Annotated in this window: 19 protein-coding genes and 1 tRNA gene; 13 read left to right on the top strand and 7 right to left on the bottom strand. The window is 33.4% G+C overall.

The window, feature by feature from the left end:
* The first annotated feature begins 360 nt into the window (after nucleotides 1-360).
* The 3 genes from KHA98_RS12040 to KHA98_RS12030 are packed head-to-tail and all read left to right on the top strand — an operon-like array spanning nucleotide 361 to nucleotide 2,361.
* Nucleotides 361-729, top strand: a complete 369-nt coding sequence (locus KHA98_RS12040; RefSeq protein ID WP_213258179.1) for an iron chaperone — start codon at nucleotides 361-363, stop codon at nucleotides 727-729.
* Between the two features lie 42 nt (nucleotides 730-771).
* A complete protein-coding gene (locus KHA98_RS12035; RefSeq protein WP_213258178.1) occupies nucleotides 772-1,674 on the top strand; it encodes a TlpA family protein disulfide reductase in 903 nt (300 codons plus the stop codon).
* 6 nt (nucleotides 1,675-1,680) lie between these two features.
* A complete protein-coding gene (locus KHA98_RS12030) occupies nucleotides 1,681-2,361 on the top strand; it encodes a 2'-5' RNA ligase family protein (protein ID WP_213258177.1) in 681 nt (226 codons plus the stop codon).
* Nucleotides 2,362-2,457: 96 nt separating this feature from the next.
* Here the strand turns inward: KHA98_RS12030 and KHA98_RS12025 are convergent, their stop codons facing one another.
* From KHA98_RS12025 to KHA98_RS12015, 3 genes are read right to left on the bottom strand one after another with little or no spacing between them, the layout of a single operon-like run.
* On the bottom strand, nucleotides 2,458-2,823 hold the full coding sequence (locus KHA98_RS12025; RefSeq protein WP_213258176.1) for a VOC family protein: 366 nt from the start codon (nucleotides 2,821-2,823) through the stop codon (nucleotides 2,458-2,460).
* Between the two features lies 1 nt (nucleotide 2,824).
* Complete coding sequence (locus tag KHA98_RS12020; protein WP_213258175.1) at nucleotides 2,825-3,406, bottom strand: hypothetical protein; 582 nt, start codon at nucleotides 3,404-3,406, stop codon at nucleotides 2,825-2,827.
* Between the two features lie 37 nt (nucleotides 3,407-3,443).
* Entirely contained in the window at nucleotides 3,444-5,591 is a 2,148-nt protein-coding gene (locus tag KHA98_RS12015; RefSeq protein ID WP_213258174.1) for a cation:proton antiporter, read from the bottom strand.
* 301 nt (nucleotides 5,592-5,892) lie between these two features.
* Between KHA98_RS12015 and KHA98_RS12010 the strand changes: the two genes are divergently transcribed.
* The 9 genes from KHA98_RS12010 (at nucleotide 5,893) to ypfJ (ending at nucleotide 17,733) form a co-directional block, all read left to right on the top strand.
* The gene (locus KHA98_RS12010) at nucleotides 5,893-7,320 is read left to right on the top strand and encodes an L-serine ammonia-lyase (RefSeq protein ID WP_213258173.1); all 1,428 of its coding nucleotides are present in this window, start codon (nucleotides 5,893-5,895) and stop codon (nucleotides 7,318-7,320) included.
* A 101-nt stretch (nucleotides 7,321-7,421) separates the two neighbouring features.
* Entirely contained in the window at nucleotides 7,422-8,618 is a 1,197-nt protein-coding gene (locus KHA98_RS12005) for an SH3 domain-containing protein (RefSeq protein WP_213258172.1), read from the top strand.
* Between the two features lie 51 nt (nucleotides 8,619-8,669).
* Nucleotides 8,670-9,488, top strand: a complete 819-nt coding sequence (gene panB, locus KHA98_RS12000; RefSeq protein ID WP_213258171.1) for a 3-methyl-2-oxobutanoate hydroxymethyltransferase — start codon at nucleotides 8,670-8,672, stop codon at nucleotides 9,486-9,488.
* 109 nt (nucleotides 9,489-9,597) lie between these two features.
* A complete protein-coding gene (locus tag KHA98_RS11995; protein WP_213258170.1) occupies nucleotides 9,598-9,951 on the top strand; it encodes a four helix bundle protein in 354 nt (117 codons plus the stop codon).
* A 46-nt stretch (nucleotides 9,952-9,997) separates the two neighbouring features.
* Entirely contained in the window at nucleotides 9,998-10,687 is a 690-nt protein-coding gene (locus KHA98_RS11990) for an RluA family pseudouridine synthase (protein ID WP_213258169.1), read from the top strand.
* A 76-nt stretch (nucleotides 10,688-10,763) separates the two neighbouring features.
* A complete protein-coding gene (locus KHA98_RS11985) occupies nucleotides 10,764-12,092 on the top strand; it encodes an aldehyde dehydrogenase (protein WP_213258168.1) in 1,329 nt (442 codons plus the stop codon).
* A 121-nt stretch (nucleotides 12,093-12,213) separates the two neighbouring features.
* Nucleotides 12,214-13,008 (top strand): DUF2189 domain-containing protein, encoded by a 795-nt coding sequence (locus KHA98_RS11980; protein ID WP_213258167.1) that lies wholly within the window; start codon nucleotides 12,214-12,216, stop codon nucleotides 13,006-13,008.
* A gap of 97 nt (nucleotides 13,009-13,105) precedes the next feature.
* Entirely contained in the window at nucleotides 13,106-16,789 is a 3,684-nt protein-coding gene (locus tag KHA98_RS11975) for a PAS domain S-box protein (RefSeq protein WP_213258166.1), read from the top strand.
* A 92-nt stretch (nucleotides 16,790-16,881) separates the two neighbouring features.
* Nucleotides 16,882-17,733: a KPN_02809 family neutral zinc metallopeptidase gene (gene ypfJ / locus KHA98_RS11970; RefSeq protein WP_213258165.1), complete on the top strand. Its 852-nt coding sequence runs from the start codon at nucleotides 16,882-16,884 to the stop codon at nucleotides 17,731-17,733.
* 295 nt (nucleotides 17,734-18,028) lie between these two features.
* Here the strand turns inward: ypfJ and KHA98_RS11965 are convergent.
* The 4 genes from KHA98_RS11965 to KHA98_RS11950 all read right to left on the bottom strand — a co-directional run bounded on the left by KHA98_RS11965 (nucleotide 18,029) and on the right by KHA98_RS11950 (nucleotide 20,517).
* Nucleotides 18,029-18,102, bottom strand: a tRNA-His gene (locus tag KHA98_RS11965).
* Between the two features lie 68 nt (nucleotides 18,103-18,170).
* Complete coding sequence (gene bshB1, locus KHA98_RS11960; protein ID WP_213258164.1) at nucleotides 18,171-18,887, bottom strand: bacillithiol biosynthesis deacetylase BshB1; 717 nt, start codon at nucleotides 18,885-18,887, stop codon at nucleotides 18,171-18,173.
* A 130-nt stretch (nucleotides 18,888-19,017) separates the two neighbouring features.
* Entirely contained in the window at nucleotides 19,018-20,082 is a 1,065-nt protein-coding gene (locus tag KHA98_RS11955) for a chorismate-binding protein (protein WP_213258163.1), read from the bottom strand.
* Between the two features lie 3 nt (nucleotides 20,083-20,085).
* Nucleotides 20,086-20,517: a PaaI family thioesterase gene (locus tag KHA98_RS11950; RefSeq protein WP_213258162.1), complete on the bottom strand. Its 432-nt coding sequence runs from the start codon at nucleotides 20,515-20,517 to the stop codon at nucleotides 20,086-20,088.
* 240 nt (nucleotides 20,518-20,757) lie between these two features.
* Here KHA98_RS11950 and KHA98_RS11945 point away from each other — a divergent pair, with 240 nt between their 5' ends.
* Nucleotides 20,758-22,269, top strand: coding sequence for a hypothetical protein (locus KHA98_RS11945; protein WP_213258161.1), 1,512 nt, complete (start codon nucleotides 20,758-20,760; stop codon nucleotides 22,267-22,269).
* Nucleotides 22,270-22,489: the final 220 nt, after the last annotated feature.

Below are 22,489 nucleotides of genomic sequence, written 5' to 3'. Positions count from 1 at the left end.
AAGTTTTTTTTAAGAGTCATTAAAATGAAAAGTTCACAAAGCTCTGTGTAGATAAAGCTTTGCGAACTTAAAATATAGATTATGCTTACGCTCAGAATAAAAATACCTTAGCGCACTTTGCGGTAAAATAAAATTTACGCAAAGAACGCAAAGGTTTACGCAAAGTACGCGAGGTTTTTTTTAAGAGTCATTAAAATGAAAAGTTCACAAAGCTCTGTGTAGATAAAGCTTTGCGAACTTAAAATATAGATTATGCTTACGCTCAGAATAAAAATACCTTAGCGCACTTTGCGGTAAAATAAAACACATGCCAAATTCTCACTAACAACTTGAAACCTGAAACAAAAAAACATAAAAGCCATGGAAGTTAAAAAACCCAAAAATATCGACGAATATATTGGAACATTTCCAAATGATGTTCAGGAGATTTTAGAAAAGATAAGAGCAACGATTCAGAAAGCGGCGCCGGATGCCAAAGAGAAGATCAGTTATTCAATGCCTGCCTTTGAACAAAACGGAATAGTGGTATATTTTGCTGCTTTTAAAAATCATATCGGACTTTATGCTTTACCAAGCGGACATGAAGCTTTTAGCGAAGAACTTTCGAAATACAAATCAGGAAAAGGTTCCGTTCAGTTTCCTTTAAAAGATCCGATGCCTTATGATTTAATCACCAAAATTGTAAAATTCAGAGTAAAAGAAAATCTTGAGAAACCGAAAAAGAAATAAATCTTCAAAAACAACTATAAAAAAACCTAAACCTAACCATCAATGACAAAAATCAAATTTCTTTTTCTCGCTTTTATTTCTCTACTAAGCCATTTAAGTTTTGCTCAGGATGAAGCAACTATAGAAAAAGAAATTTTAGAATTGCATCAGCCAACAAAAAGAATCCAGGACTCTCTCGCTAAACTGCAAAAAGAAGTCTATGCAAAAATTGAAGTCGAAAAAGATACTGACGTCAAAGAGCAGTTAAAGTTGCGTCTTGATACTTTAGAAAATCAGAAAGATCAAAATGGAATAAATGAATTAAAACTGGATTTTGTTTTCGTTAAAAAGCATCCTGATTCACCAGCAGCTTTTAAGCTTTTAATGAGACATGTGAGTCGTTTTTACGGAATGAATTTTTACGACAATTATGCAGAAGCTTTTCAAAATTTCACTCCGGAAATCAGAAATTCAGAAAAAGGAAAAGAAATGGAGACAAAGCTGAAATACTTTAAGCAAAGTAAAGTTGGTAGTCCTGCTCCTGAGTTTTCGTTAAAAGACAGTAACGAAAAATTTATTTCACTTGCTGATTTTCAGCATAAAAATTATGTCTTAATTGATTTCTGGGCAAGTTGGTGCGCTCCATGTCTGGAAGAATTACCCTATATTAAAGAGCTTTACCAGAAATATCAGTCACAAGGATTTGAAGTTATTAGTATCACTAAAGATGAAAAATCAGATTTATGGAGAAAAGCAATTGCAAAAGAAAAAATAGAATACTGGAAACATATTTCGCTTGCTGAAAACGGCAGTACAATGGATAAGGATTATTTTGTAAACGGAATTCCGCATAAGATCCTTATTGACAAAAACGGAATCATCATTGGAAAATGGAAAGGTGGCGGCGAAAACAACAAACATGATTTACAAGCGCTTCTGAAATCAATTTTTGAAGCCAAAAAATAGACAAAAATGAATTTACAAGAACATTACAACCAACTCTACAAAACCTCTGCCGAAGCAATTTCGACAGGAAAATATTCGATCGATTCTCAAATTACAAATCAATCAGATAAACGATTTGGGATCACCTTACTTATTCGTCCCAATGCCGAAATTAAAGCCAATATTCAGTCTCTAATTGATGAATTAAAGACAACCGAACCTAATCAATATTATTATCCTGATTCTGATATTCATATTACGGTTTTGTCTATAATTTCATGCTCTGAGGAATTTCAATTAAATCAGATTTCACCAAACGATTATGTTCAGCTTATTTGCAAAAGTATGATTCAGACCAATGAAATTAAAATACAGTTTAAAGGCCTAACAGCTTCTCCTTCTGCTATAATGATTCAGGGATTTCCAACTGATGAAACACTGGATAATTTACGAAACAAATTACGTGAGAATTTCAAGAACTCGGGTTTACAGCAAAGTATCGACAGCAGATATACAATTAGTACAGCGCACGCTACAATTATGCGTTTTCAGGAACCAATTCATGATCCTGAAAAATTAATTGCAATTACCGATAAGTTCCGTAATTATGATTTTGGGGAATTTACAGTTGAAAATTTAGAATTGGTTTATAATGACTGGTATCAAAGAGAACAAAACACCATACATTTAGCAGATTTTACTCTTTGATTATTTTGCCACGAATTACACGAATTTACACCAATTCTGATTAGATTCGTTTAATAAAATTTGCGCAAATTCGTGTAATTCGTGGCGACGTATACTTTACTTTTTAAATTTTCCAAAGTGCCATAAGATCCCGGACGGATCATGAAGAAAACATTCACTTCCCCAATCTAAATATTTAATGGGAGTTAATTTTACTCCTTCATATTTTTCCGGAAGATTTAAAGCTGATAATTCCTCGTAATAACGCTCGACATCATCAACTTCAACAAAAATCATGGTGTTTTCAATCCATTCTTTTGCATAATAATCCTGTAGATAAAAGGCGATTTCTTTACTTTTAAAAACAGAAAAATTAGATTCTAAAACACCTTCTTCAAAACCTAAATCGCGATAAAAGCTTCGCGATATTTCGAAATTTTTTGAGCCGATAAATGGTCTGATTGATTTTATATTGTGATTCATTTTAATTCTCTAACAAAAAATTTTGACACTTATGGTTAAACTTGTCCAGATTTTCACCAAAATCGACTATAGTACTTTTCAGATTTGATTTATCATCTCTTCTTAACACATTAAAGATTTCATCTATAGATTTTTTTAAATCATAAATTTCTCTATCCTCTAAAAAATCAAACAAATGTCTATTTGATGTGGTAAAATATCTGTATTGCATCATAACAGCATAAATTATGCTTTCAGCTATATTTTTATCTGTCTCAGTTACTCCCAACCAAACTTTTTGTAATTCTAAATTAATCCTTTTATATTCTGATTCTCGAAACTCTCTTAATAGCTTCTGTTTCTCAAATTTTAAATTTTCCTTATTTCTATTATCTTCAATATTAGATATTTTAATTGCTATGTAAATGGTAACAAAAAGACTTAAGCAATTTAGAATTCCTCCGAAGTAATCTCCAAATGCCCCCCATTTAGAAATATCATCAGAAATGGTTGATTTAATAAAAGTATTTAAAAATAGACAAGTCGGTATAAAAATAAATATACAAGCAATTGAAACTACTAAATAAATCTCTTTTCTAGTCATATTGAATTGAAAAATTAAATTAAAAAGATTTTTATAATCATCCCTTCTTCAAGATACTTCCCAAACCGCGACCAATTTGTTCAATTGCTTCCAGACTTTTGGTTAAAGGAGTAGCAGTAAAATCTTCGTAAGCATCCATCGCACTTTCTTTACGATCATCCTGTGGATAAACTAAGATTATATTGTTATCGCTAAATGATTTTTCAAATTTTTGAGGTAATCTGTCAAAAATGGATTGATAAGAAACAGAACCTTTTCTCGATAAATTAAAAACGATTAAATCGGTTGGTTTTAATTCATCAGAAATTGCTTCAAAATCATCCCATTCCAAAACACTTTTAAAAGCTAATTTTGCATTCAGTCGCAAATGATTTGCTATTTGCTGAATGGTTTGATGCGTTTTATATTCGGCATAAATTACAATCGGAATACTCAGTTCCTGAGATAATCTGCATATTTTCTGTAATAAAAGATGGAATCCAACTCCTCTTTCAGAAAATGGCGGACAGATGAAAACCAATCTTTTATCTTCAATAAAATTTTTCTGGAAACGGCATATAAATAAACTTTTATCAACATTATTGATAATCGAATCTACATTCTCTCCAAAGATTTTATCCAGAAAACCAGTTTTTCTAGGCCAGCCTACAATTACAATATCAGACATTATTTCTTTAGAAGTTCTCGCAATTCCACTCGCCGGATTATGATCGATTCTGGCAATCGTGTTTATTTTAACTTCTGAAGCAGAACCCTGAATTACAAATTTATCAACTGCTTTTCTGTATTTTAAGATATTCTTTTCCGCCTGATCGTTATTCGGAACAATCGTTAATAAAGTAACCGGATTAAGTGATTTTTTATCTTTAATTAAAAGTGCAAAATCCAGTAAACTTGAAGTAGCGGAACTTTTGGCTAACGGAATTAAGATATGCTCATCTAAAATCTGATCTTTATCTGCATCTTCATGAGAAACCTCTTCTTCGCAAATCGCAATTTTTTTTGCTGCTTTTTCAGTTGCAAATGAAGCTACAATACAGGTTATCAGAATCAAAATAATGGTTCCGTTTAAGATGTTTTCGTCTAATATCTTAGCTTTAAATCCAACTAAAATTACAGCCAGAGTTGCCGCTGCGTGCGCACTGCTCAAACCAAAAATAAGCTGTCTTTCGGTTTTAGTATATTTAAAAACAATCTGAGTAAAAAACGCTGCGATCCATTTTCCAAAAATAGCCACAACACTCAATGTTCCTGCTACAATTAAAGCCGTTGGACCGCTTAAAATCACACTTACATCAACCAGCATTCCAACAGAAATCAGGAAAAACGGAATGAATAAAGCGTTTCCAATAAATTCAATTCTGTTCATTAAAGCAGAAGAATGCGGAATTAACGGATTTAAAGCCAAACCGGCAACGAATGCTCCAATAATAGGCTCTACTCCTGCTACTTCGGCCAAAAAGGCTGCAAAGAAAACCACAGAAAGCACAAAAATATAATGGGCATGTTTCTCACTCTCCAGTTTTTTGAAAAACCATTTGGCAATTCTTGGAATAACCAAAAACATAATGGCAGAGAAAATAGCTAATGAAACGGTTAATTTTATCCAGAAAGCCTGATTTAAATTTCCCTGACTGCTTCCCATAATTACCGCAAGAATAATCAAAACCGCTGTATCGGTTAAAATGGTACCTCCAACGGTTATAGCAACCGCCTGATTTTTTGCGATTCCAAGTTTACTAACAATTGGGTAAGCTACCAAAGTATGTGTTGCAAACATACTCGCTGTTAAAAAACTGGCATTAAAATCGTATTTCAATAAATAAAAACAAACAGGAAAACCAATAGAAAGCGGTAAAATAAAAGTAAAAAACCCGAATAATAAACTCTTATTTCTGTTGGCTTTAAACTCATTCATATCAAGTTCGAGACCCGCAATAAACATAATGTACAAAAGTCCGATTGTAGAGAATAAGTCTACTGCCGAGTTTTTTGCCAGAATATTTAATCCGTGAGGCCCAATAATAACACCAGAAATAATAAGTCCGATAATTCCGGGAATGTTTATTTTTTTGAGTAAAATTGGAGAAAGTAGAATAATGAGAAGTATTAATGAAAAAATTAATACTGGATTGCTTAATGGTAATTCGAATTCCTGTATAAAATGTTTAAAAAATTCTATCATATTGTAATTTTATCTTCTTGTGGTATTGCAATTAATCGTAAAAAGACATTTCAGAGTTAGAACAAAATCCATGAAGTATTAGTTTTAGAAACAAGAATTAGTCAATAACTATCTTGCTTCCTTACAAAAATACCGAAAAAAGGCTAACTTTCTACGAAAACACGATATTAAAGATTTAAATTTATTTCATTGCCAAATTATTAAAATTTAATACCTTTTTTAACAAAAGTTCAACATTAACAATCAAAAGCCATTTATCATTGCATTATTCAATTATCTTTGTCTGTATAAAAATTGAACAATGGAAGAATGTATCTCTGTTTTTGATATGCTAAAAATTGGTGTTGGGCCCTCAAGCTCACACACTTTGGGTCCCTGGAGGGCCGCCGAACGCTTTTTGGAGGAGCTGAAAAGTGAAGCTATTTTAGATCAGGTAAAAAGAGTAAAAGTCGATTTGTACGGCTCTCTTTCCTTGACTGGTAAAGGCCACGCGACAGATTTGTCTGTTATGTTGGGACTAAGTGGTCAGGATCCTGAATATATTCCGGTTGAAAATATTGCCGGGATTATCAAAAATATTGAAGACACACACGAAATCAATCTTGCTAATGAACGTAAAATTCCTTTCTTTTTTTTACAGGATATCGTTTTCAATAAAGATTTCCTTCCTTTTCATGCCAACGGATTAAAATTCACAGCTTATAAAAATGACGATTCTGAGTACGAGTCTACTTTTTATTCTATTGGCGGTGGTTTTGTGGTAAAAGAAGAGCGCGAAAATGCAAAAATCAAAGAGGTGATTAAATGTGCTTTTCCGTTCCCTATTCAAAATGCAGTTGAACTTTTAAATTATACTGTTTCCGAAAACAAATCTATTTCTGAGATTGTTTACGAAAACGAAAGATCAATGCGTCCTGAAGAAGAAATTCATTCAGAATTAATGCGCATCTGGAATACAATGCTTGAATGTATGTACATTGGTTGTCACTCAGAAGGAATTCTTCCGGGCGGCTTACACGTTCGCAGAAGAGCTTTTGACATGCACCAAAATCTTATCGGATTATCCAACTATACTGATCCGCAATCCTGGCTTGAAGAAATCAGAAAAACGGAGGTTAAATTTCGCCAGATCCTAAAATGGGTTAGTTGTTTTGCTCTTGCTGTAAACGAAGTAAACGCTTCATTAGGACGTGTGGTTACAGCGCCTACCAACGGAAGTGCTGGTGTAATTCCTGCAGTTTTAATGTATTATCTGGTAATTGAAAACCATAATGCAGGCGAAAAAGAAATCAAACAATTTTTGATGGTTGCCGGAGAAATTGGAAGTATTTTCAAAAAAGGATCTACTATTTCTGCTGCTATGGGAGGTTGTCAGGCCGAAATTGGTGTTTCGTCATCAATGGCTGCGGCTGCACTTTGCGAATTAATGGGCGGAACTCCTGCTCAGGTTTTAATGGCTGCCGAAATTGCCATGGAGCATCATTTAGGTTTAACCTGTGACCCGATTGGCGGTTTGGTTCAGATTCCTTGTATTGAAAGAAATACTATGGGCGCTATAAAAGCGATAAATGCCGCAGAATTAGCTCTTGAAACCGATTCAAAAAATGCAAAAGTACCATTGGATAAAGTAATTAATACCATGTGGCAAACGGCAAAAGACATGAATTCTAAATACAAAGAAACCTCAGAAGGTGGACTTGCAATTGCCGTAAATATGGCAGATTGCTAAAATTTTAAAATTATTATGCCACAGATTAAGGGATTAAAAAAGATTAAAATCCGCTAAAATCTTTTAATCTGTGGCAAAAAAACTTCGCAAAGAATTAGTTCATGAAAAAACTCTACTTTCTGTTTGCTCTATTTAGCTCTATTTTACTGCATTCGCAAGATCGTTATTTTCTTAATTCAGATACAAGATTATATACAGAACCCAGAACTTCAGCTTCTTTTTTAGGCTATTTTAAATATGGTGCCGAAGTCCGTTTACTATCTCAAAATCAAAACGGCTGGTTTAAGGTTCAGGCTGATAATTTTAACGAAGGTTTTGTTCCCGAAAAATTCCTCGCGACCCGGTTAAATGCCAAAGATGTTAAAACAAAAGATATTGAAAATCCTATTTTAGAAGGTGGCGACGCTTATTATGGAGGCAATCATCTTTTTGTTTTGGTTGCGGGTCTAAAAGCCAGAGCATTGCCGGACAGAAATTCAAAAATCAAAGAAATTTTATTTACCGGAGATCCCGTTGCGGTCAATTATCTACCGATAAATCAGGAAGAATGGGTTAATATTAATGGTAATTTTACCGAAGAGTACGCACAATATACTTTACGTAAATTTATTGGTGCAAGACCTGATTTTGACGTTTTACTAAAAGATTTCGATAAACTTGATATCAACGCTTTAAGTGAACGTAAAACAGTCAGCGAAAGATTAGTCGAACTTGCCTGGAATAGCGAGAATTCTAAATTGGCTCCGGCTTACAAACGTTATTATGAAGTCGTAAAACAAATCAACGATCCTAAATTGATCGTCGAAACAGAGATGAATATGGCGATAGCCAAAGGTTTAGCCAAACATAAATCACCTGAAGAAATTACTGCTTTTTCTAAAAAAGCAGAGTTTATTTTGAAAGGAACAAAAACAAAATCTTTGTATTTATCACAAACTGATTTGACCAAAGTATTTGGAAAACCACCTAAAAGAGTGACCATTGATGATGCCTGCGGTCTTTATTTAAGCGAATTATTTTATTATTATCCGGATTTGGAAATTTCTGTTGATGAAAAGAAAAATCAAGCCGAAGTTGTGAAAGTTTATATCAACGAAAACAATAAATTCATTTTAAATCAAAATACAGTTCTGGATCATTCAATGTCCGAAAATGCTTTCATTGAAAAATACGGAACATACATTGATGCCTCTATAAAATCACCACATATTTATTCTATAGCTGTAGAAGACAGTCAATTCAGAATACAATTTAAAGATGGAAAACTTTTTTCTGTCGAAATATTCTTTTATTGCTGATTCTCAAGTTACAATTATTCAATACTTTTACATCATCAAAAAAACAAAAAAATGTCAGTAGCAAAAAAAGATTATAAAAGAATCACGACCAAATCATTGATCGAAATGAAAAGCAATGGAGAAAAAATCTCTATGCTTACAGCATATGATTATACAATGGCAAAAATCGTCGATACCGCAGGTGTAGATGTTATTTTAGTTGGAGATTCGGCTTCAAATGTAATGGCAGGTCACGAAACGACTTTACCAATTACGCTAGATCAAATGATTTACCATGCTTCATCTGTAGTTCGTGCTGTTGAGAGAGCTTTGGTAGTTGTAGATTTACCATTTGGAAGTTATCAGTCAGATCCTAAAGAAGCTTTACGTTCTTCTATCAGAATAATGAAAGAAAGTGGCGGACATGCAGTGAAATTAGAAGGTGGAAAAGAAATTAAAGAATCTATCAAAAAAATATTAAACGCTGGAATCCCGGTTATGGGACATTTGGGTTTAACTCCTCAGTCTATTTATAAATTCGGAACTTATAGTGTGCGCGCTAAAGAAGATGAAGAAGCAGAAAAATTAATTGAAGATGCTAAAATGCTGGAAAAAATTGGTTGTTTTGGAGTTGTTCTTGAAAAAATTCCAGCTGATTTAGCTAAAAAAGTAGCAGAAAGCATTTCGATTCCTGTTATCGGAATTGGTGCCGGCGGTGGTGTTGACGGACAGGTTTTGGTTATTCATGACATGTTGGGAATGAATAATGAATTCAGTCCGCGTTTCTTACGTCGTTACCTAAATCTTTATGATGAAATGACAAAAGCAATTGGTCAATATGCTGCCGATGTTAAAGCAAGTGATTTTCCTAATTCTAGTGAACAATACTAACGTAGACTTCTTAGATATTTCAGAATATTAGACTTCTTAGATTTATTTTGTACAAATCGAAATAAATCTAAGAAGTTTAAGTTTTCTTTAAATCTAATATTCTATACATATGCATCAATTTAAAGAACTTTTGATTTGGAAGAAAAGCAGATTGTTTTGTTCTGAAATTTATCAGATAACATCGACTTTTCCTGGTGATGAAAAATTTGGAATAACAAATCAACTGCGTCGTGCATCAGTTTCAATTCCATCCAATATAGCTGAAGGCTCCTCAAGGAATTCAAATAAAGACTTTTCGAGGTTTCTTGAAATCGCAATTGGTTCTGCATATGAAATCGAAACGCAACTTTTAATTTCTTTTGATTTAGGATTTTTAAATTCTGACAAACTTGAATTTCTAACCGATAAATTAGAAGAAATAGTTAAAATGATTTCAAAATTCAGATCAACACTTAAAATATAAAAGTCTAACAAATCTAAGCAAGTCTAAAAATCTAACTAAGTCTAAAATGAAAATTCTTTCTGACAAAAATAACCTCCAGATATTACACGAAGACAATCACATTATTGTGGTTAACAAACGCGTGGGTGATATTGTGCAGGGAGATAAAACAGGTGATAAACCGTTATCTGATGTTGTGAAAGAATATATTAAGGACAAATACAATAAACCAGGCGATGTTTTTTTGGGAGTAATTCACCGTCTTGACAGACCTACAACAGGAATTGTTGTTTTTGCCAGAACCAGTAAAGCATTAACACGAATGAACGAATTGTTCAGTAATCGTGAAACAAAAAAAACATATTGGGCAGTGGTTAAAAATAAACCTGTGGAAGCAACTGCCAAATTGGTTCATTTTTTAAAAAGAAATGAAAAAAATAATACTTCAAAAGCGCACTTAAAAGAAGTTCCGGATAGTAAACTGGCGAGTCTTGATTACAAAATAATCAAAGAGCTTCAAAATTATACTGCACTCGAAATCAATCTTCATACAGGACGCCACCATCAAATTAGAGCACAATTATCTACAATTGGTTCGCCAATAAAAGGCGATTTAAAATATGGTGCCGACCGCAGCAATCCTGATGGTGGTATTCACCTTCATGCCAGAAAACTTGTTTTTGTTCACCCGGTTTCTAAAGAAAACATAACAATCATAGCGCCAACACCTGACGAGACAATTTGGAACGCGGTTTGATTTTTATGATTTAATTGTTAATTTTTTAAATTTTATCGATTAACTTGCATAGAGAAAAAAACAAGCTTATCATAAAATGGACTATAAAAACGACATCGGATACAGAAAAGAAACGCTGAAAAAATTGTTATATAACATTCAAAAAAGCGAGGATTTAATTGTAAAAGCGTTGTATGATGATTTTAAAAAGCCTGAATTTGAAGCTGTTTTAACTGAAACTAATTATGTCATTTCAGAACTGAAGGACACTATAAAAAACCTTCGTACGTGGGCAAAACCAAAAAATGTTTTCCCATCATTACTTAATTTTCCATCTACAGATTATATTTATAAAGAACCTTATGGAAATGTTTTGGTTATAGCGCCTTGGAATTATCCGTTTCAATTGGCTTTATGCCCATTAATTTCTGCAGTTGCAGCAGGAAACAGAGTAGTTTTAAAACCTTCAGAACTTACTCCGCATACTTCTGCTATTATTGCTAAAATTATCGAAAAAACATTTCACATCAATCATGTTGAAGTTTTTGAGGGCGGAGTCGAAGTTTCAAATCAATTACTGGCAAAACGCTGGGATTATATTTTCTTTACCGGAAGCGTTTCTGTTGGAAAAATTGTTGCCAAAGCTGCAGCAGAACATCTTACTCCGGTTACGTTAGAATTAGGTGGGAAAAATCCTTGTATCATTGATGAAACTGCCAACTTAAAACTGGCTGCCAAACGTATTGTCTGGGGAAAATTCATGAATGCCGGACAAACCTGTATTGCCCCTGATTATATATTGGTTCAAAAAAACATGAAAGTAAATTTCATTAAATTTTTAATGGAAGAGATCATAAAAGCATACGGAAAAAAGATAGACAAATCTCCCGATTTGGCCCGCATTATAAACACCAAAAACTGGCTTCGTCTGGATAGTATGATCGACCGTGACAAAGTAATTTTTGGAGGAGAAACAAATGCAGCCAATCTTTATATTTCTCCAACATTAATTGAAGATCCTGATTTAGATAGTGCCGTGATGAAAGAAGAAATTTTCGGACCTATACTTCCTATTTTAACTTACGAAACTGAAGCAGAGATAGAAAATGTAGTAAACCGTTATGAAAAACCTCTGGCTTTCTATGTTTTTAGCGAAAATGACACATTTGCAAAAAAACTAATTACCACTTACTCTTTTGGAGGCGGCTGCATCAATGATACTGTGGTTCATTTCTCAAACAAACGACTGCCTTTTGGCGGCGTTGGTCATAGCGGAATCGGGGCTTATCATGGTCAGTTGAGTTTTGATATATTCTCACATCATAAAGCAATTGTAAAAAAAGCAAACTGGTTAGATCTGCCTATGCGATATGCTCCTTACAAAGACAAATTAACTTCGCTTAAGCGTTTATTAGACTGGTTATAAGCAGCGAAAACAATTTCGTAATGTTTTATAGATTTTAATACTGGATTGATAAAAAATATTATATTTACGTCAAAAGTATCACACTAAAATCACCAGAATATAAAACAATTCTACGAAAAAAATGAAATCTACTCTTGACCAAATCGAAGACATTAAAAGTAATGGCTACAACCTTGATTTTTCAGCTGTTTTCAATCACGCTTTCGAAAATTTCAAAAAAATATCACTTTACTCCGCTTTAATTATACTTGTTTTTTCATTCGTTTTCGGAATTGCAATTATTGGAATTATAGCTGCTGTATATGGTGCAGAAAGTATCTCACAAGAGTTTTTTGAGAATCTTGAAACTCAAAAACTGTCTTATGCCGAAATATTAATCTCTACAGTTGGAGTTTCTTTTGTAACAGCTTTATTAGCGCCTTTTGGAGCCGGGTTTCTAAAAATGGCAGATTGTGCAGATAAAGATGAAGAATTTAATGTTTCTACTATTTTCAGCTATTACAAAGCACCTTATTTTATTCAGTTATTCACTGCTACTTTAATTATAGCCGCAGTCAGTACAGCAATTTCAAACGCTCTTGAAACTACAGGGTTTATCTTTTTTGGGCCTGCACTTTCAGCTTGTATTAATTTTTTCACTTATCTGTGTATTCCATTAATCATTTTCGGAAATTTAAAAGCTTTAGATGCTATTAAATCAAGTATTATAGTTGTTGCCAGAAATCCTCTTATGATCTTTTTAGTGTTCCTAATCGGATTTATAGGGTCAGCAGTTGGCTTTTTTGCTTGTTGCGTTGGAATACTTTTTACACTTGTTTTTAATACATCAATGACATACGCAACCTATTTTGCCATTTTTACAGTTGAAGAAAAAGAAGATTCAATTGACTCAATCGGCCGATGGGACGATATGTAAAAAATCGAAAATTCGAAATTAACAAAAGAGCTTAACCTACTCTTTTTAGAATTTTCAAAAAAATGCTATTTACTAAACCACACATACCCCAAAATCTATGGTAGAAAGCTATAGTTTTTATAATACTTTGATTTCAGGAATTGCCAGTTTTGGTGATACCCTGAGATCTATTATTACAAGCTGGTATGTTCTTACGCCTGATATTATTTTTTACAACAATCCTAAACTTATCCTGCTAGGATTATCCTTATTTAGTTTTCTAAGTATTTTAATTTACCAGTTCTTTAAAATTAAAACCCGTATTGGGAATTTCATCGAAAAGAAACGCGAAAATGATACCATAAACAAAGAATACAAACTCTATGTTTTATTCTTTGGAATTGCGATTATCTTAATCGAAATTATCAATGAAATTTTCAAAATAAGACCTGCCAGCTTATTAACCACAAATGTTTCTATTGGCTTTTTTGTTTTATTTATTTACCTCTTAACAGATAAAGTAAAATTTCTAAGCGAAAGTATTCAGAAGAATTTTATAATTGGTTTTTTCATATATATCCTATATGTTGTTCATAATATCATATACCTGCCACATGATGTTATCCCGATAATTACCTTTTTAATTTCATTTTTCTTTTCGTACAGCATTTTAAAACCCATAAAAGTATACTGGGTCTTTGTGGGGCTTACTTTTGTGTTTCTGACTATTACAATTGTTTTCAAATTAATCCCTTTAAAATCATCCATTTTACTTGTTAACTATTGCATTTTAATATTTGTTATAAATCAGGTAAAATATGCCGTTTTATTGCATAACAGAGATAATTTCAGGTTTACTAATGAGATTGTACACAAAGGAAATTCGCTGACAATTGCAACAAACGAAAATGGACATCTGCTGTTTTGCAGCGAAACTGTCATTTCTATTTTAGGCTATCATCCGGACGAAATGATGGGAATGGAATTCTGGCGACTTACTGAAGATTCTGAATTCAGCAGAGAGAATTATCACAATAATTATATCGACAATAGATTATATATCCGAAAATTAAAGAATAAAAAAGGAGAATACAAATACATTCAATGGAAGGATAAAAAATTCTCTGACAAACTAATTATTAGTATTGGTCAGGATGTCACAGAGCAAATTATTGTTCAGGATCAATACAAAAACCTGATTCAGACTGCAACAGATATTATATTCGAAATAAGCATACAAGGTCATTTCACCTTTATAAATGAGTTTGGTTATGCAATCTTGGGTTATTCTGATAATGAAATCCTTCGCAAACATTATTCTAATTTTATTCATGATGATTACATTAGAAATGCCGTAGATTTCTATGAAAATCTCGAACAAAATGTGGGTCATTATCCAACAATTGAAATTCCGGTTTTAAAGAAAAACGGCGAGGAATTATGGATCTCTCAAAAAGTAATTATTCGCAAAAATGATTTGGGCGAAACAACAGGTTTTGCCGGAATTGCCAGAGATATTACAAAAATAAAAAACATCGAAAACGAAAAGAAAAGACGTTTAGAAAAAATTGAAGCCTATAATTCTTCGACCAAAAAACTCTCTACAACCGATTTTAGAGAATTTGATAACCTTCAGACGGTTATTGATTTTATTATTGAAGAAGCGGCTACAGTTTCAAAAGCAAATCGCGTAAGTTTCTGGAAATTTTCAAATGATATTATAGCCTGCAAAAATCTGTTTAGCAGAGATAATCAAACATTAGAAGATAAAAACATTCTGGACAAAGAAGCGTACCCAATCTATTTTGAAACGCTAAAAAGCAAAGCAATTATTAACGCTCCAGATGTTTTTGACAAACTGGAAACCTCAGAGTTTCAGGAAATTTATTTCACCAAAAATAAAATCAAGTCAATGCTTGATGTTCCTATTTTCTTAAATGGACAACTTGCCGGTGTTGCCTGTCTTGAAAGTACAGGAGAAAAAAGAGAATGGGATAATGAAGATATCAATTACGCCAAAACTATTGCCGATGTAATTTCGCTGGCTATATCTTCGCAAATGCGCTTAAAAGCAGAAAGAAAACTCGAACTTAAGAGCGAGCTGCTTTCGGCATTGGCACTTTGTACAGAAAAGTTTTTATTGAGTCAGAGTCCGGAAAAAATGTTTCAGGAAACCTACGAAATTGTTGGAAAAGCTTCAAAAGTAGATCACATTTTTTATTATGAAAAAGACCTTGAAACTAATCTAATCAGTCAAAAGCACAAATGGTCGAGAGATGGAGTTAAGCATCAAATAACGGAATTACAAAGTTTTTCTGAAGAAGATTTAAAAGAAATTACCCTTCATTCGCAAAACAAAAAAATTCTAAAGACACTGACTAAAAATCTTGAAGATACTTTTTTCAAAAAATTATTAGTTGCAAATGATATTAAATCGATATTAATTCTTCCGTTATATACCAATAATATATTTTCCGGATTTATTGGTTTTGATGACTGTACCAGAGAAAGAAAATGGACAGATGATGAAATTAATATTTACCAGACATTAGCCAATAACATCTCTTCGGCTTTAGACCGAAATCGAAATCAGGCAAAAATCAAGGAAAGTGAAGATGCTATTAAAGCGAAAGAACTGGCCGAAGCTGCAAACAAATCAAAATCAGATTTCCTAGCCAATATGTCGCATGAAATTCGAACTCCATTAAATGGAATCATCGGATTTACGCATTTATTGATGAAAACCAATCTTGAAGAAATTCAGGAAAAGTACATGACAACCATTAATCAATCGGCGCACTCGCTGCTTGAAATTATCAATGATATTCTGGATTTTTCTAAAATTGAAGCCGGAAAACTGGAACTTTTTATCGACTTGTACGATCTTCAAAAAATATTGGGGCAAATATTTGATTTGATTATATACGAATCCAATCAAAAAAATCTTCAACTGGAATTAAATATAGATCCAAATGTGCCTAAATACATTTGGACCGATATTGTTCGTTTGAAACAAATCCTTATCAACCTTTTATCCAATGCGGTAAAATTCACCAATGAAGGTTCGATAAAATTGAATGTTACCACTCTTGAAAACAAATCAGATGACAATTATATCATTCGTTTTTCAGTAGTTGATACCGGAATTGGAATTTTAGAAAAAAATCAAAAGAAAATTTTCAAAGCCTTTTCGCAGGAAGATAGCTCTACAACGCGAAAATTTGGCGGAACCGGTTTAGGATTAACCATTTCGAACCAATTGCTCGCTTTGATGGAAAGCCGCTTACAATTAAAAAGTAAAATCAATGAAGGAAGTACTTTTTATTTTGATTTGAATCTAAGAATAAGCCACGAAACAATCAATGAAAAGTTCAGAGAAATCATAAACAGAAACAATCCTGAATATGCTTTGAGTTATAATTCGAATCAGAAAAAAGTAGTCATTCTGATTGTAGAAGACAACAAAGTAAATATGCTTCTGCTAAAAACAATCGTAAAAAACTTAAATATCAATTCTATCATTTTTGAATGCGAAAATGGTTATGAGGCCGTTAAGCAAATAGAAGCGATTAATCCGAATTTAATATTCATGGACATTCAAATGCCAATTATGAATGGTTATGAAGCCACAAAAGCAATCAGAGTAACTAAAATTGGAAAGTCTATCCCGATTATTGCCGTAACTGCCGGTGCAGAAAAAGAAGAAAGAAACAAATGCCTAGCCTCAGGAATGAACGATTACATTTCAAAACCAATTATTCGGGGCACCGTAGAAGAAGCTTTGCGAAAATGGCTCAAATAGTTGAAAACAAATCATCTTAAAAAAGCCTTAATTCCTAAAAAATATATAAATTCGTATTAAATAATACACAATAAGTTAAAATTCAATTTACTATGAAATGGCAAGGCAGAAGACAAAGTGATAATGTAGAAGACAGAAGATCAATTTCTGGCGGAAAAGTTGCCGTAGGAGGAGGAATTATTGGAATAATAATTTTGCTGCTAAATGTTTTTGGCGGTGAAACAGGCCAGCAGATTGCTCCAATTTTAGAACAAATGCAAGGCGGACAGCAAACTCAAACTGAAGCCGCAGCTCCGTTAAGCAAGGAAGATGAAGAAATGGGTAACTATGTTAGAGTTGTTCTGGCTGATAACGAAGACATTTGGAGTAAAATTTTTGAAGAAAATGGCATGACCTACAAAAAACCAAAATTGGTCCTTTTTAGAGGTTCTGTAAATACGGCTTGTGGCGGAGCATCATCTGCATCCGGACCATTTTATTGCCCGGGCGATCAAAAAGTATATATAGATTTAGGTTTCTTTGAGGAACTAAAAACTAAATTTGGCGCCAAGGGTGGTGATTTTGCCATTGCGTACGTTATAGCACACGAAATTGGTCATCACATACAAACCCTACTAGGAACTTCTGCAAAAATGCGTCAGGCGCAAGAAGGAAAAAGCGAAGCTCAGGCTAATAAACTTTCTGTGGCACTAGAACTTCAGGCCGATTTTTATGCCGGAGTCTGGACGCATTACAATCAGGAAAATTTAGATTTAGGCGATATAGAAGAAGCATTAAGTGCAGCAAACGCAGTTGGTGATGATGCAATACAGAGTAAAATGCAAGGACAAGTAGTTCCGGATTCTTTTACCCATGGTACATCAGAACAAAGAATGTATTGGTTTAAAAAAGGACTTAAAACCGGCGACATTAAACAAGGCACTACCTTTGAGGAAATTCGATAATACACTACCAAATATAATAACCATTAAAAGCACAACTTTGCAGTTGTGCTTTTTTTAAATCCCAATATTTTAAATTCCAAATTCCAATCTCTTTGAGATAAATTCCAATAAAAAAATTCCAAACTCCAAATTCCTTCTTCTATTATAGATTTCAAAAACAATAACAAAGCATTAATAATTTAACTAATACTTTTAGACATTAGAGCGCTATTGGGATTTGGAATTTGAAAATATTGGAATTTGTTTTCGACTGAAAACAAAAAAAGCCTTGAATTTCTTCAAGGCTTTAAATCTGGGTGGCTGACCGGGTTCGAACCGGCGACCCGCGGCACCACAAACCGCTACTCTAACCAGCTGAGCTACAACCACCATTTTTCTGCTTAGCGAGTGCAAATATAGAACAAAGGTTGAGTTCTACAAAGAAAAAAATGAAAAATTTACAATAAATTTTCTAAACTATTGACTGCCAAACATCTTTCAACAGTAAAACCTTCAGCAAAATCTTTCCCAACAAGCCTTCCTAAGTCCTGCGCACGATAATTCAGGCTTTCAAAGAAGTTTTTACTTGTAATTGGCGTAGCTGGTTCGCTTGAATTCGGATCATAAAATTGCGTTTTATAAGCCGAAATCGCTTCAACCTTCTTTTTTTCGAATCCTGTAATGTCTACAACAAAATCAGGAACAATATTTTTCCACTGAATATAGTGATAAACTACTTTTGGTCTCCAGGCTTCCTGTTGCTCTCCATCAATCGAAGTTTCAATTTTCATTAGTCCAGATAAAAAACAAGCATCAGAAACTAATTTGCTTCCTTTTCCGTGATCAATATGGCGATCATCAATTGCGTTACACAATACAATTTCTGGTTTGTACTTGCGAATCATTTTTATCACTTCTAACTGATGCTTTTCATCATTTACAAAAAAGCCATCACGCATTGCTAAATTTTCACGCACCAGAACCCCTAAAATCTTCGCTGCATCTTTCGCCTCCTGATCTCTTGTTTCTGCCGTTCCACGCGTTCCTAACTCGCCACGCGTTAAATCAACAATACCTACTTTTTTCCCAAGGGAAACTTCTTTTAAAATCGTTCCGGCACAACCCAACTCTACATCATCCGGATGTGCACCAAAGGCTAATATATCTAATTTCATTTTTGCTTTTTGTTTGTTTATTTTGTTTCAGGTTTCAAGTTTTCTTAGCCAATATGTCAGGCTGAGCGGAGTCGAAGCCCTTTACGCCCTTCGACTTCGCTCAGGGTGACACTGCTTATGAAACTTTAAACTATTTTCGTAATACTCTTTTCATCGTCATTGATTTATTGACGCTTTCCTCCCATTCATTTTCCGGGATACTTTCTTTTGTAATACCGCAGCCCATATATAAAATGGCTTTATTTTCCTGAATCTGCATGCTTCGTAAATTTACAAATAAATCAGAGCTTGCATTACCACCATCAAAAGTGCTGTTTAATTCTCCTAAAAATCCGGTATAGAACGTTCTGTCATAATTTTCGTTTTCTATTAAAAAAGCTTTTGCTTTCTTTTTAGGCAAACCACAGACCGCCGGAGTTGGATGCAAAGTATCGATTACTTCTTCTAAAGTCGAATTCTCTTTTAAAACTCCCGAAATATCAGTTTTAATATGCCAGATCGAACCGGCTTTCAAACTATAAGGCTCAGAAACTACAACAGAAGCCGCAAATTCCCTAAGTCGTTTTACGATAAAATCAGTTACGTATTGCTGTTCGTCTTTTTCTTTTTGCTGCCAGATAATTTCAGATTGCAAAGTATCTTTCTGCGTTCCCGCCAAAGCCATGGTTTCAAAAACATTTCCATTAGCTTTTAAAAGTTTTTCAGGCGTTGCTCCCATCCAGAGTCCAATTTTTGGATGAAAAAAACAATAACAAAATGTAGCCGGATATAATTGAACCAAATGCTGAAAAGTTTCAACAAAGTCAAAGTCACTCAAAGGTACTTCTTCGCTTCTCGATAAAACTACTTTTTTGAATTCTTCATTTTTTATCGCCTGAATTCCCTGCGCCACCAAATATTCAAATTGAAATTTAGCTTCACGATCAAAATTCAAATCATCAATTTCGATTGGCTCAATTGAAGTTATTTCTTTTTCAGCCGTAATAATTTCAGATTCGTTTTCAGGAATTAAGATCAGTTGCTTTTCATCAAAAGAAGCAAAAACAAATCCTTTTTCGCTGTAATCAGAAACTTTGTATAAAGTATTATTTTGCTGCAAAATCCCAATAAGATTGGAAGTATTGGGTTTTGAATAAAGTACAAAAGGTAAATTTTGTTCTTTATGATTTTTAATTTTTAAGAAAAATGGATTCATAATTTATTCACTTTTCTTTCTGTCCAAAACCATATTCGTCAATTTGCAAAGCGAAATCAAATTCCCTTCTTCATCGGTAATTTTAATTTCCCATAAATGAAGACTTCTTCCTTTATGAATAATTCTGGCGGTTCCAAAAACATAACCTTCGCGAATACTTTTTAGGTGATTTGCCGAAATCTCGATTCCTCTTACCTCCTGCTCTTTCGGATTGATAAAAAAGAAAGAAGCCGCACTGCCTACACTTTCTGCCAAAGCAACAGAAGCACCGCCATGCAACAACCCCATTGGCTGATGAACACTTGGATTTACAGGCATTTTTGCAGTTAAAAAATCTTCTCCGGCGTCAATATATTCTATTTTTAGCGTTTCCATCAAAGTGTTTTTAGAAAACTCATTGCATCGTGCTAAAATCTGTTCTTTTGTATAATTCATTAAAATGGACTTTAAAAACGTAAAATTAAAGAAAGATAAGACACAAATTTAAAAATCAGATTTTAAAATTAAAATTGAACTTCAAACCTGTAAGTTTTTTGCTATTTTTACAAAAACTATCAAAATCTCGGGTTAAACTTTTTTTACCACAAATTACACGAATTTGCACAAATTAAATTCGGGAAATTGGCGTAATTCGTGGCAAAAAGAACACTTAATTTGTAGCAAAAAACTATTTAAATGCGTCAATACTTTATATTTTTTATTTTCGGAATAATTTTGGCTTTCAGCTCTTGTCGAACTGATTTTGATACTGTTGCGAGTACCGGAGATTTAAAATTCTCAAAAGATACAGTGTATCTGGATACTGTTTTTAAAAACATTGGTTCCAGCACGTATCAGTTAAAAGTTTACAATAGAAGCAAAAATGATATTTCGATTCCAACGGTTCAATTCAAAAAAGGATTGAGTTCAAAATACCGAATGACTGTTGACGGAATGAGTGGTAATAACGGAAAGATTTTTAACAACGTTACGCTTCTGGCAAAAGACAGCTTGTATATTTTTATTGAAACAACCGCAGATGTTACAGATGCCAACCCAACTGATTTTTTATATACCGATGAAATTCAGTTTGACAGCGGCGCAAATTTGCAAGAAGTCGCTTTGGTTACACTGATTCAGGATGCTGTTTTCCTGTATCCAAACCAAAATCCTGATGGAACAAAAGAAAAAATCAAAATTGACAATAAAGATGTTGATGGATTTTATTTGAATGAAAATGATCCTACAAACGGAAATGAGTTACTTTTTACAAAACAGAAGCCTTACGTAATTTATGGATATGCAGGAGTTCCGGAAAACAAAACCGTAACTTTTGAGGCTGGTTCACGGGTTTATTTTCATACCAATTCGGGCTTATATGTTGGCAATAAAGCAGCTCTTCAAATTAACGGAGACGTTTCAACATCTGATAAACTGGAAAATGAAGTGATTTTTGAAGGCGATCGTTTAGAATCTCTTTACGCTGATATTCCGGGGCAATGGAATTCTATAATTTTAGAAAACGGAAGCAATAACCATTCGATAAATCATCTGACTTTAAAAAATGCTGTCGTTGGTTTAGACATTAGGAATACCATCAATACCATTCAGATTAAAAACACACAAATTTACAATTGTGTCGAGTACGGAATTTTAGCCAAAAATGCCCGAATTACAGGAGAAAACTTAGTTCTAAACTATGCAGGTTTATCCAGTTTATCCTGCGTTTATGGCGGTACTTACAGTTTTACACATTCTACTTTCAATAACAACTGGCAAAGTAATTCTCAATTTGCCGTGAACTTAAGTAATAGTCTTGCCGGAGCAACTCCCGAGACAAATCCGCTGACTCAGGCTACTTTTAATAATTGTATCATTTATGGTTCGGCAACAAATGAATTCAATGTAGACAAAAACACTAATGCAGCATTTGTCTTTCAACTAAACAATTGTTTACTAAAATTCAGCAGTTCAACCACAAATCCTAATTATCAATTTAAAACTGATACAGAGCATTACAACAATATTATTCTGAATGAAAATCCTAAGTTTTACAATGCTGCGCAGAACAAATTCAACATTGATAAAAGTTCTGCCGCTTTCGCGAAAGGAAATCAGGCGTATTTAATTCCATTGGACATTTTAGGAATCACCAGAACTTCTCCTCCGGATTTGGGTGCATATCAAAGTAAGGATTTCCCGAAGTAATTTATTTTTCCACAAAGACGCGAAGGTTTTAATCTCGCAAAGGCGCAAAGGCGCCAAGATTTCATGCATAACTTTAAAAAAAACTTTGCGCCTTTGCGACTTTGCGAGCCAAATACAATCCCAGTTTATAAACTTAAATTTGTATACAAAATTTAGCGCTTTCGCGCCTTCGTGACAATCAAAAACCACCCGTAAGAAAATATAGCTAAAATTAAACATT

This window comes from Flavobacterium branchiicola (assembly GCF_018383905.1).
GTDB lineage: Bacteria > Bacteroidota > Bacteroidia > Flavobacteriales > Flavobacteriaceae > Flavobacterium > Flavobacterium branchiicola.
The sequence above is the reverse complement of the archived record's forward strand: the minus strand, read 5'-3'. Positions and strand labels throughout refer to the sequence as shown.

Coding starts and splice junctions, on each gene's coding strand:
- KHA98_RS12040 (WP_213258179.1), top strand. CDS start 361: ATGGAAGTTAAAAAACCCAAAAATATCGACGAATATATTGGAACATTT.
- KHA98_RS12035 (WP_213258178.1), top strand. CDS start 772: ATGACAAAAATCAAATTTCTTTTTCTCGCTTTTATTTCTCTACTAAGC.
- KHA98_RS12030 (WP_213258177.1), top strand. CDS start 1,681: ATGAATTTACAAGAACATTACAACCAACTCTACAAAACCTCTGCCGAA.
- KHA98_RS12025 (WP_213258176.1), bottom strand. CDS start 2,823: ATGAATCACAATATAAAATCAATCAGACCATTTATCGGCTCAAAAAAT.
- KHA98_RS12020 (WP_213258175.1), bottom strand. CDS start 3,406: ATGACTAGAAAAGAGATTTATTTAGTAGTTTCAATTGCTTGTATATTT.
- KHA98_RS12015 (WP_213258174.1), bottom strand. CDS start 5,591: ATGATAGAATTTTTTAAACATTTTATACAGGAATTCGAATTACCATTA.
- KHA98_RS12010 (WP_213258173.1), top strand. CDS start 5,893: ATGGAAGAATGTATCTCTGTTTTTGATATGCTAAAAATTGGTGTTGGG.
- KHA98_RS12005 (WP_213258172.1), top strand. CDS start 7,422: ATGAAAAAACTCTACTTTCTGTTTGCTCTATTTAGCTCTATTTTACTG.
- panB (WP_213258171.1), top strand. CDS start 8,670: ATGTCAGTAGCAAAAAAAGATTATAAAAGAATCACGACCAAATCATTG.
- KHA98_RS11995 (WP_213258170.1), top strand. CDS start 9,598: ATGCATCAATTTAAAGAACTTTTGATTTGGAAGAAAAGCAGATTGTTT.
- KHA98_RS11990 (WP_213258169.1), top strand. CDS start 9,998: ATGAAAATTCTTTCTGACAAAAATAACCTCCAGATATTACACGAAGAC.
- KHA98_RS11985 (WP_213258168.1), top strand. CDS start 10,764: ATGGACTATAAAAACGACATCGGATACAGAAAAGAAACGCTGAAAAAA.
- KHA98_RS11980 (WP_213258167.1), top strand. CDS start 12,214: ATGAAATCTACTCTTGACCAAATCGAAGACATTAAAAGTAATGGCTAC.
- KHA98_RS11975 (WP_213258166.1), top strand. CDS start 13,106: ATGGTAGAAAGCTATAGTTTTTATAATACTTTGATTTCAGGAATTGCC.
- ypfJ (WP_213258165.1), top strand. CDS start 16,882: ATGAAATGGCAAGGCAGAAGACAAAGTGATAATGTAGAAGACAGAAGA.
- bshB1 (WP_213258164.1), bottom strand. CDS start 18,887: ATGAAATTAGATATATTAGCCTTTGGTGCACATCCGGATGATGTAGAG.
- KHA98_RS11955 (WP_213258163.1), bottom strand. CDS start 20,082: ATGAATCCATTTTTCTTAAAAATTAAAAATCATAAAGAACAAAATTTA.
- KHA98_RS11950 (WP_213258162.1), bottom strand. CDS start 20,517: ATGAATTATACAAAAGAACAGATTTTAGCACGATGCAATGAGTTTTCT.
- KHA98_RS11945 (WP_213258161.1), top strand. CDS start 20,758: ATGCGTCAATACTTTATATTTTTTATTTTCGGAATAATTTTGGCTTTC.